Source organism: Azoarcus taiwanensis, assembly GCF_012910885.1.
Taxonomy (GTDB): domain Bacteria; phylum Pseudomonadota; class Gammaproteobacteria; order Burkholderiales; family Rhodocyclaceae; genus Azoarcus_F; species Azoarcus_F taiwanensis.
The window spans coordinates 1-8,621 of sequence record NZ_WTVM01000151.1 but is presented as its reverse complement, the minus strand read 5'-3'; the positions used below and the strand labels follow the sequence as shown (position 1 = coordinate 8,621).

The 8,621-nt window shown below is 61.3% G+C and carries 11 protein-coding genes; 4 read left to right on the top strand and 7 right to left on the bottom strand.

From position 1 onward, the window contains the following. Positions 1-277: 277 nt before the first annotated feature. Genes GPA21_RS17495 through GPA21_RS17485 form a run of 3 tightly spaced genes read left to right on the top strand, consistent with a single transcriptional unit; the run spans position 278 to position 1,089 of the window. The gene (locus tag GPA21_RS17495) at positions 278-616 is read left to right on the top strand and encodes a type II toxin-antitoxin system RelE/ParE family toxin (RefSeq protein WP_168989392.1); all 339 of its coding nucleotides are present in this window, start codon (positions 278-280) and stop codon (positions 614-616) included. After that, positions 613-894 (top strand): helix-turn-helix domain-containing protein, encoded by a 282-nt coding sequence (locus GPA21_RS17490; protein WP_168989391.1) that lies wholly within the window; start codon positions 613-615, stop codon positions 892-894. Before GPA21_RS17495 ends, GPA21_RS17490 begins: the two co-directional genes overlap by 4 nt. A gap of 15 nt (positions 895-909) precedes the next feature. Continuing rightward, positions 910-1,089 carry a hypothetical protein gene (locus tag GPA21_RS17485; protein WP_168989390.1) on the top strand — a complete coding sequence of 60 codons (180 nt, stop codon included), beginning with the start codon at positions 910-912 and terminating at the stop codon, positions 1,087-1,089. Positions 1,090-1,200: 111 nt separating this feature from the next. Here GPA21_RS17485 and GPA21_RS17480 read toward each other — a convergent pair whose 3' ends face one another. The 7 genes from GPA21_RS17480 to GPA21_RS21215 all read right to left on the bottom strand — a co-directional run bounded on the left by GPA21_RS17480 (position 1,201) and on the right by GPA21_RS21215 (position 6,830). Next, the gene (locus GPA21_RS17480; RefSeq protein WP_168989389.1) at positions 1,201-2,247 is read right to left on the bottom strand and encodes a replication protein RepA; all 1,047 of its coding nucleotides are present in this window, start codon (positions 2,245-2,247) and stop codon (positions 1,201-1,203) included. Between the two features lie 267 nt (positions 2,248-2,514). Continuing rightward, positions 2,515-2,766, bottom strand: coding sequence for a ribbon-helix-helix protein (locus GPA21_RS17475; RefSeq protein WP_168989388.1), 252 nt, complete (start codon positions 2,764-2,766; stop codon positions 2,515-2,517). After that, positions 2,766-3,416: a ParA family protein gene (locus GPA21_RS17470; RefSeq protein ID WP_168989387.1), complete on the bottom strand. Its 651-nt coding sequence runs from the start codon at positions 3,414-3,416 to the stop codon at positions 2,766-2,768. The genes GPA21_RS17475 and GPA21_RS17470 overlap by 1 nt, the downstream gene beginning before the upstream one ends. Before the next feature lie 134 nt (positions 3,417-3,550). After that, positions 3,551-4,555 (bottom strand): hypothetical protein, encoded by a 1,005-nt coding sequence (locus tag GPA21_RS17465; protein ID WP_168989386.1) that lies wholly within the window; start codon positions 4,553-4,555, stop codon positions 3,551-3,553. After that, positions 4,552-5,562 (bottom strand): DNA-methyltransferase, encoded by a 1,011-nt coding sequence (locus GPA21_RS17460; RefSeq protein WP_168989385.1) that lies wholly within the window; start codon positions 5,560-5,562, stop codon positions 4,552-4,554. Before GPA21_RS17460 ends, GPA21_RS17465 begins: the two co-directional genes overlap by 4 nt. 77 nt (positions 5,563-5,639) lie before the next feature. Then, positions 5,640-6,188: a tyrosine-type recombinase/integrase gene (locus GPA21_RS17455; protein ID WP_168989384.1), complete on the bottom strand. Its 549-nt coding sequence runs from the start codon at positions 6,186-6,188 to the stop codon at positions 5,640-5,642. Between the two features lie 207 nt (positions 6,189-6,395). Beyond that, on the bottom strand, positions 6,396-6,830 hold the full coding sequence (locus GPA21_RS21215; RefSeq protein WP_168989383.1) for a pilin: 435 nt from the start codon (positions 6,828-6,830) through the stop codon (positions 6,396-6,398). A 335-nt stretch (positions 6,831-7,165) separates the two neighbouring features. Between GPA21_RS21215 and GPA21_RS17445 the strand changes: the two genes are divergently transcribed. After that, positions 7,166-7,723, top strand: coding sequence for an SEL1-like repeat protein (locus tag GPA21_RS17445; RefSeq protein WP_168989382.1), 558 nt, complete (start codon positions 7,166-7,168; stop codon positions 7,721-7,723). Positions 7,724-8,621 lie beyond the last annotated feature (898 nt).

Genomic DNA, 8,621 nt, shown 5'->3' with positions numbered 1-8,621 from the left:
TGCTAGGGGGGGTCCGATTCAGCGTGAAAATCGCCCTTGGGGGGGTCCGATTCAGCGTAGCGGGGGGGTCCGATTCAGCGTGGACAACTCGCACCGTCCACAGACTTGCGAACATGCGACAAGTCCTTATCAGGGCTTGAGTTTTTCGCGTAGGGGGGTCCGATTCAGCGTGCCGCCGTACCTGGGGGCGCCTCAGACAACGGAAAAAATCGTACGCTAAGCTGGTTACCTGCCCCGGCCACTTGCCAGAACATACAAACTTTTGTATAGTTGTGGCATGAGTGATCCCAAGCCCGTCGAGTTCCTGGGGAGTTCCCTCGATGACTTGCGCGCCTTTCCACTGATTGCGCGACGCGAGGCCGGCCACCAGATCGACCAGGTGCAGAGGGGCCGCGAGCCCGACGACTGGAAGCCGATGAGCACCGTAGGCCAGGGCGTTCGGGAGATTCGGATTCGAGACGCGAGCGGCGCGTTCCGGATCATCTATGTGGCGAAGTTCACCGACGCCGTGTATGTGCTTCACTGCTTCCAGAAGAAGACGGAGAAGACCAGCAAGGCCGACGTGGATCTCGCCGCGAAGCGTTACCGCGACTTGGTGAAGGAGCTAGGGCAATGAGCGAGCAACGATACGCCAGCGTTTGGGACGCCATCGAGGACACGCCGGCCGAGGCCGAGAACATGAAGCTGCGGTCCGAGCTGATGATGGCGCTCAAGGATCACATCACCCGCACCGAAATGAGCCAGTCGCAGGCAGCCAAGCTGTTCGGTGTCACGCAGCCGCGCGTCTCCGACCTGATGCGCGGGAAAATCAACCTGTTCGGCCTCGATGCCTTGGTGAACATGGCCGCGGCGGCCGGCCTGCACGTCGAAATGCGCGTACTGGAAGCAGCCTAACCGCAGGGGACGACTGTGCCCGATTTCGACGACGAAGAAGCGCAAGACCGCGAAGACCTTCGGATCGCCGAAGAGCGGCTACAGGCGATTCGCGAGGGGCGCGAGAAAACCATTCCGCTTGAGGACGTCATGCGAAGGCTTGGGCTTGAACCCTTCATCGACCTCGAACTTCCCGAGGCCGACCAGCTCAAGTAGTGGTTGCCTGGAAGGTAGCCGGCTCGCCGGCCAGTCCCGCATGGACCAAGCGCGAAGGCACGCGCCTGGAAGGGCATCCCGGTTTTCGCGTCGGCGAAAAAGCCCCGGAAGTTAAGCGCCCTTGAACGGGATCGGCGGCGGCGAAGACAGCAGCATCACACCGCCCGTAACCTGCTTGACCTTGGCTTTCGGATAGACCGCTTGGGCGGCTTGCAGCGCAGGAAGAAATTTCTTCTTGAAGTCCTTGTCTGCGTCCTTGCCCTGGTACTCCTGAGCGAACTGCTCGCGCAACGACTTCCAATGCAGGATTACGGGGCGGCCCTCGATGCGGTGCAGGCGGTGGGCCAGCCAGGCATAAACGTCCAGCGCCAGGGCGGAACCCTTGAGCGCGTGCAAGGCACGGTTGTCGAGCGGCACGCCGTTGGCGATCAGCTCGGAAAAGTAGCCCTCGGACAACAGCATCACGCCAGGCCAAAGCGCCTTTTGCTGGCTGTCCTTGTTGGCCTGCCAGGCGTCAAACTGCTCGACCGGCTGGCCGTTGTACGTGCGCCCCTTATAGCCCAACTGCAAGCGGCAAGCGGCCAGGGCGTGCATCTGCGTGCGAAGCGTTCGGAAAGAACCGCGTTCGCCTCCGGTGGTCGGCTGTCCAAGTAAGCGCAAAAACTCGCTTGCGCTGTCGCCTATCGGAATCTCGCGGGTGTTGTTGCGCTTGGCAAAGGTCGAAACCCAAGCCAGCGCCAGGCGCGGCATAGCGCCATAGGGGATAGGTTGCAAAACAGGGCCGTTGCCCTCGTCCACATAGCCCGCCTGGACATTGACCCACGCGGAGCCGGATTGACGCATGAACCGCTCGCCCTCCACCTTGGAGCGTGGCAAACCGACTTGGCACAGCACGGCATGGGTAAAGGCCATGTCCTCGCCGCTCGGCGGCTCGGTGCCAATCAAGGCACTGGCCTCGATCAGCTTGGAATCCCGGCGCGTAAGCGGCCCGTTCTTGGGCTTGGCCGAGATCGTGGCCGGGATCGGCTTCTCGGCCTTGGCCGTGCGCGCACTCTTCTTCGCTGGTCGGGCCTCGGTCGGCGGCGGTACAAGCTGAAAAAGCGGCAGGCTGTCGCCGGTCGGGTACAGGTCGGGCCGGTAAGACACCTTGGCGGCCATGTCTGCTGCGCTAGCGGGAGGCACGCCCTTCGCCTCGAGGTAATCCCGATAACCGGCACGCCAGAGGCGCAACTCCGCCGGCGCTACGTCAATCTTCTCCTGGTCATCGAGCCGGGGCGTTTGCTGACGGCCGCAGCGGCGCTTGGTATCATTTTCCGGTGTGTTCATGAACGCAACTCCTGAGCACTCGGCCCGACAGTGTTGCCGCACTGATCGGGCCACTTCGTTTCTAGGGGGTCATCATCTCTTTACGCATGCCGACGATGATCAGCCGTGTCGCTTTTCGTATTCGTCGAACGCTAGGCGCAGCAGCTCGTTCAGCTTCAAATCATGCGCGGCAGCGAACATGCGGAAACGCCTACGCAAGTCGGCGGACACACGGAAATTCAGTGGAACATTGTTCGCCTCGGGCTCCTCGGCCGGCGCTGCGCTGCGCTGCGGAATGTTGGCAACGGGAGCCGCTTGGCCTTTAGTAGCGACCAGGCCGGAAAGGTCGGGAGCGAGTTTCTTGGCTGCCATTACACAGTTTCCTTCTTTTTGCCTTTCGTCTTTGCGTTCATGCGTTCAAGCACGAAAGACAGCAGTTGCTTCATTTCCTCGGCGCTACGGCCCCTCGGATCGGTTTCACGTACGGTGCGGCCATCCACCATCGAGGCAGCGTAATCCACGCGGTCATGCACGATGGAAGGGGCGACCGCTCCATGCACCGACAAGGCCGCCACGGCTTGCACCGTAAGGCGGGCTGTCGGCTTGGCCTGGGTGACGGCGAAGGCGAACGGCCGACCGGTCTCCTGGGCAATGTCTACGGTGCTACCGACTGCGCGCAAATCGTGAGGGCTTGGCCGAGTCGGGATCAGCACCAGGTCGGCCAGGCGCACCACGTCGCGGATAGCTGCCGTAATCGCCGGCGGGGTGTCAATCACGGCCAGTTTGAAGCCAGCGGATGCCAGCGCCTGGAGCTTGGCGGGAAGGTCCGCCAGGGAGGTCGAGGCCAGCGCCGGCGCATCGGCCTCCCTGGCGTTCCACCAAGCCGACAGACTACCCTGCGGATCGGTGTCGATCAGGACGGCCGGACCTGCCCCTTCTTGCTCGGCTACCACAGCCAGATGCGCGGCCAACGTGGTCTTGCCAGCGCCGCCTTTCTGGCTTGCTAAGACGATAGTTTTCATTCTGCTTTTCGTGCCTCGGGCTAGAACGTTGCACGATTATAATAAATTAACGCTAAGACGCAATACAAAAAGCACGCAAGCACGCACTTAAAAACCCGGCATTGCCGGGCTCTATGCTGAAGACGCGCACTCTGTCATGGTGCCGCAATCGTCTCAGTTGCTGACTTCAAGAACGCCTCGATGCGCTCGGCCAGAGACGAATTCTTCTCCACGTGTCGCGCGTAGTAGACCAGCGATGCAACGGCCGTGCGCTGCTTGAGCGGGTCCCACAGCTCCACGATACGCAACAGATCATCCGTATCGAGCGGCTTCAATCCGATGTCTTCAATCAGCTCGTCGACGCCATCCGAGAACCCCAAGGCCACCACGAGGCCGAGCGTACCGCGCCGGCCTGTCTCGTTACCGAAGGCCTCGAGGTCGGGGACGTCCTCGCTCTTGATCTCGAACTGCTTCACCTCGGCGGAGATCGCAAGCCGAGCCCCTTCCCAGCAGTCGATGTCCCCGACTCGCTGCAGACGCTTCGATCCAGTCCGCACCTTGTCGATCTCGATCTGCAGGTGAGGGTTATCGGCTCGAAGGAAGCCGAAGACAATCCCTTGGAAGGCGGCGCCGGTCGGCTCCCCCCTCCTGGAGGTCATGTCGAAGCTCTCCAACAACATCCGGAACAGGGGCGGTTCAACCTTCACCGATGTGGGATCGAAGGCCTGGCTCTTGAGCGCGGCGAGAACGTAATCAGCCACGTTCTGCCGCAGCTCCGCCAGCTCGGCAGCGCTGAAGGTTGCGAGGGCATCCAGCCAAGGAATGTAATCGGCCCATGCCTGCGTCGCATGGGGTGCACAGCTCGGGTAGTCGAACCGCTTGTGTTCGGCTCGGAAAAACCGCTCCGCGGCGTTGTAGAACGGCCGAAGGCTTAACGTGCCGCCATCGGCCTTGGCAACGATCAGCGTATTCGCTCGCTTGCCCCCATTGGTTGTGAGCTGGCGCGGGAAGCGCGCAATGACGTCCTGGTAGCTGCCAAGCCCCGCCCCCGGAACACCGATCTCGGTGTAAAGGTCGATGAAGGCCATCAGGAGGCCGGCAGAGAACTTCCGTGCAGGAAAACCCGCGGTGAATTCGCTAAACAGGTCGGCCGGCGTCATCGCTCATTCAATGGCAAGGTGGACAGGGGAGCAAAGGCCTCGCGGCCGAGCGCATAGTAACCCGTGTCGCGGTCCGTGCCGATTGAGAGATAGCCGTTCGCCTCTGCGGCGGCCAAGGTCGAGCTGCTACCCGCAAAGGGGTCGTAGACGATCCCGATCCCGAGAGGCAGCGCAGCGCGCACCACCTGGCGCATGAACCGCTGAGGTTTCAGCGATGGATGCGGCGCGATTTCCTTCTCACGGCCACGAGTGGGCGAGCAAGGGATCACATCCTTGAAAGGCTCATCCTCGGAGATGCGGCGCAGCCCGCCCGTCCCCCACTGTCGCAGGTTCTCAGCGGCTGTGCCCTCCATCGGCTTACGGAAGATGCCCCACGGCTCCCAGCACGAACGGGCCATCATGGAGACGTCCGCGAACTCTTCTTCCGCCCCCTTCGGCCGATCGCCGCCGCGAAGCGTTTGCACCAGGCGGATTACCTCGCCGCGCTTCTCGAGGCCTGCTTGCTGGAAGGCGTGGAAGGTCAGGGACGACAGAAGCGGATTGGACGCGATCAGGATATGGCCGCCAGGCACCAAAGCCCGCTGCAGGCCGTAGGCCAAGGCTCCGAAGAAGTTGTAGAGCCCGGTGATTTCCTCCTGGCTCAGCACGGTAAAACGAGGGAGCGGCTTGCGCTTGGCCCCATCGAAAGATGGCGGGATGCGCCACACCCCGCCGCGCCCCTTCTTCAGCTTCTCGTGGTGCTTGTCTTCGTACTCGATCACGCCATAGGGGGGATCAGTCACCACGGCATGAATGGAATTCGGCGGCAGCTCGGCCAGCCACTGGATGGTATCGCCCAGGACATAGGTGGCCCTGTCGGAAAGGTGCGTGCGCGGCTGTGCACCCACCTCCCGAACCGCGGCCCACGTCTCCGCTTGGCGCTCTATGAGCGCATCGCGCCACCCTGTGGCGCGGTCGCGGCCCGTGCGGCGTGCCTTTGCAGGCAGCGCTTGATCCAGTTGTGTCATGTTTCCCCTCAGCCTGTTTTTTGTATGTCCAAAGGCCTAGCCAACGAACCGACTAGGCCACTTCAATTCTTCCGAGCTCAACGCCATAGCCGCTCGAACCTCGCCGGGTTCGTCGCGGTATATCGGACGGTGTGCTGAATGTTTCGATGCCCTAGGTAGTCCTGGATCAACCGGGTATCCGCCCCTTGGTCGGCTAGGGCATAGCCGCAAGCGTGGCGGAGCATGTGCGGGTGGGCATCGAGGGGCAACCCGGCCAGCTCGCCATAGCGGCGGATCGCAGCCCACGCTGTACGACGGTTCAAGGGTTGCCGGCGCTCCGACACGAAAAAGGCGTGGGTATCGGGCGCCATACGTTCCCGCTGTGCCATCCATGCCTTGATTGCCCGCAGTTCGTCAGCGCGCAGCGGGTGTGTCGTCGACAGCCCCTTCTTGAGCCTGGAAACGTGCAGCACGCGGCTATCGGTATCGACCTGGGAGAGCATCAACCCACAAGCCTCCGACACCCGTAGCCCATGCCGAAACATCAGCAGCAGCAGGCAACGGTCGCGGGCCTCGTTCCGGCTCCCCTTGGTGGCCGTCATCAGGCGCTCGACCTCGATCTGTGTCAGGTGCTTCCGTTCGCTCATCGTTTTGTCCAATGTTTGAGGCAAAACAACCGGCGCAAACCCGCACCGTATATGGAAATCATATCACCGCATGGGACAAAAGGATTCATCTTGTCCAAAGCTAGAGCAAAACAAAGCCCGCCGGGCAGTGCCGCGGCGGGCTTTGTGGTGAGGCTCAGGCTACGTGGGAAATTGGGGTGTGTCCCAAAGTTCTCCACTGCTTCCGCTTTAGGATTGCGTGCAACCGGCAGGCTTGAAGTCAGTGCCAGTCGTCGGGAACCCAGTCGTTATGCACGAGTAAATACCAGCTGCGCTTCGGGAGTACTTGATCGTCGGAGCCGAACCCAGTTTTCCAGGCTTATTGATAGTGCATACGATGGCGTTTGCTTGAGAACCATCGGTCCCGGGGGCTGCGACGGCGATGGTGCTGCAGTTCCCTGTCGAGGATGACAAACCAGTCGCGGCGAGGTCGACTGTTCGCCCCTCGACATACGCTAATTCATAGTTGGTCTTACCGGCGGCGATGTCAGCAAGCGCTGCTGACGCTTTGGCCTTCGCGACATAGTCTTGATACGCAGGAATAGCCACCGCAGCTAAAATACCGATAATCGCAACGACGATCATCAGTTCGATCAGCGTGAAACCTTGTTGCATCTTTTTCATTACCGTCCCCTTTAGGAATAGAGAAAACGTCTGACGCGGATTCATCGTGATTTGCCGCGTCTTCCGCCTTTCCCTACGCAATGGTCGTGCCAGGCAACGTTATGTGATTTTTCTCACGCGTCACCGGTGAGAGGGTGTGCCAAACACCCGAAAAAAGCACAGAGCGCCTCGCCGTGACACACCCCCCCCTGTGCCACGCTAGACTTTTGGCACACCCCCCCCTGTGCCAGGCGCAGCGCTGTGGCCTCCTCGCCACCACGTACGGCCCAACGCCATCTCACCCCCACTCCAAGCCGGGGCTAAACTGGCGCCTTCCAAACAAGGCAAGCGCCCCGATGGCCTACATCACCCTGAACACTTCCGCCGCCCTGACCGGCTTGAGCAAGCGCACCCTTTGGCGCCGCATTGCCGATGGGCAGCTTCACACCCAAGGAGGCGCCGACCAGGGGGAACACGCCCGCGTTCAGCTCGATGACGTCGTCGCCCTCTCCCGTCTTCGCCTCGAGCCGGAAGACCACGCGTTGATCGTCGACGCCGACGCAGGCAAAGCAGAAGCGCAATGCGACCTAGCGCTCCAGTTCCTCATGCAGAGCCTGCCGACCGAGGCCGCGCAGTGGCTCACGGCGGCAGCAAAACAGACCTACCCCGAGGCCATGCACCAACTCGGCCGCTGCTACATAACAGGTACCGGGGTCGAGGCGAACGAAGCAGTCGGGATCGAGTGGATTTCGAGAGCGGCCGCACTCGGCCACAGTACCGCGCTACATATGGCCCAGTACCTCATGGACCCGAACCGCCCCGCCATGGACGGCGCTGCGCTCGACGCCAGACTCGACGCGATTGAGCAACGGGTTGTATTTGCCGCACTGCGGAAGACGGCCGCGCCGACGTAGTCGCGCCGGATCACCGGTGCGAGGCATTAGACAAAAGACGCTGTTTCGTCCAAAGCCAAGCAGCGAGGGCCTGCTCACAGAGTGTCACCTTGGGGTGAGAGCCGCCCAGGTTCCCCAAAAACTATCACCTTTCCCCCGGCACGCTCGGGTCGGCAAGGAGCCAAGGATTTCTTTACATGCGGGTGAAACCCGCGCCAGTGCTGGGTTCTTGGCGTCCAGGGAGCCTCTTCAGGGACGGGAATTTTCCCCTCGCTGAGCGTGCATCTGAAACTTCCCCAAAAACTATCACCTTTCACACAAGTGATTGATTGAGATCGTGAAAAAGTGGCGGCGGCCGGCGCGATCTGCTCACAAACCCTCACTTTTCCCACGGCGCGCGCCGATCTGAAGCCGGCGAAGATTCTTCCTCTATGAAGCTGAAACCCGCGCCAATGGTGGGTTTGATGCCTTTATCCGGCTTCTTCAGGAACGATCACCTTCCCCTCGGCGCGCTCGCTTTCGTAATTTGCTCACAAACCCTCACCATGCTCTGAAACCCGCGCCGCTGCCGAACTTCGCCGCTGCAGAGCTCCCCAAAAACTGTCACCTTTCCTTTGTTCCGCTCGGATCGAAGCCTGCTCACGGCTATCGTCATGCCCCAGTGGCCTCAGTTGCAGGAGCAAAAAAGAAGGCGGCACCGAGTGTCGGACAACCAACGAGGTGGTGTGCTAGCAGGATTATGTAAATGGGTTCCATCCAAGCATTTTAGATGCTTGCTGGTACCGCCCTCAGGTTAGCAGCGCGATGCAAAAGCCGGCGGCACCGCGCCAGCACTGAGGTTCAGGTCGAATTTCATCGTGACATTGTTTTCCGGAATCGCCTTCGCACCGCGTTCGAATTGTCTTCGTGGCCGCAACGG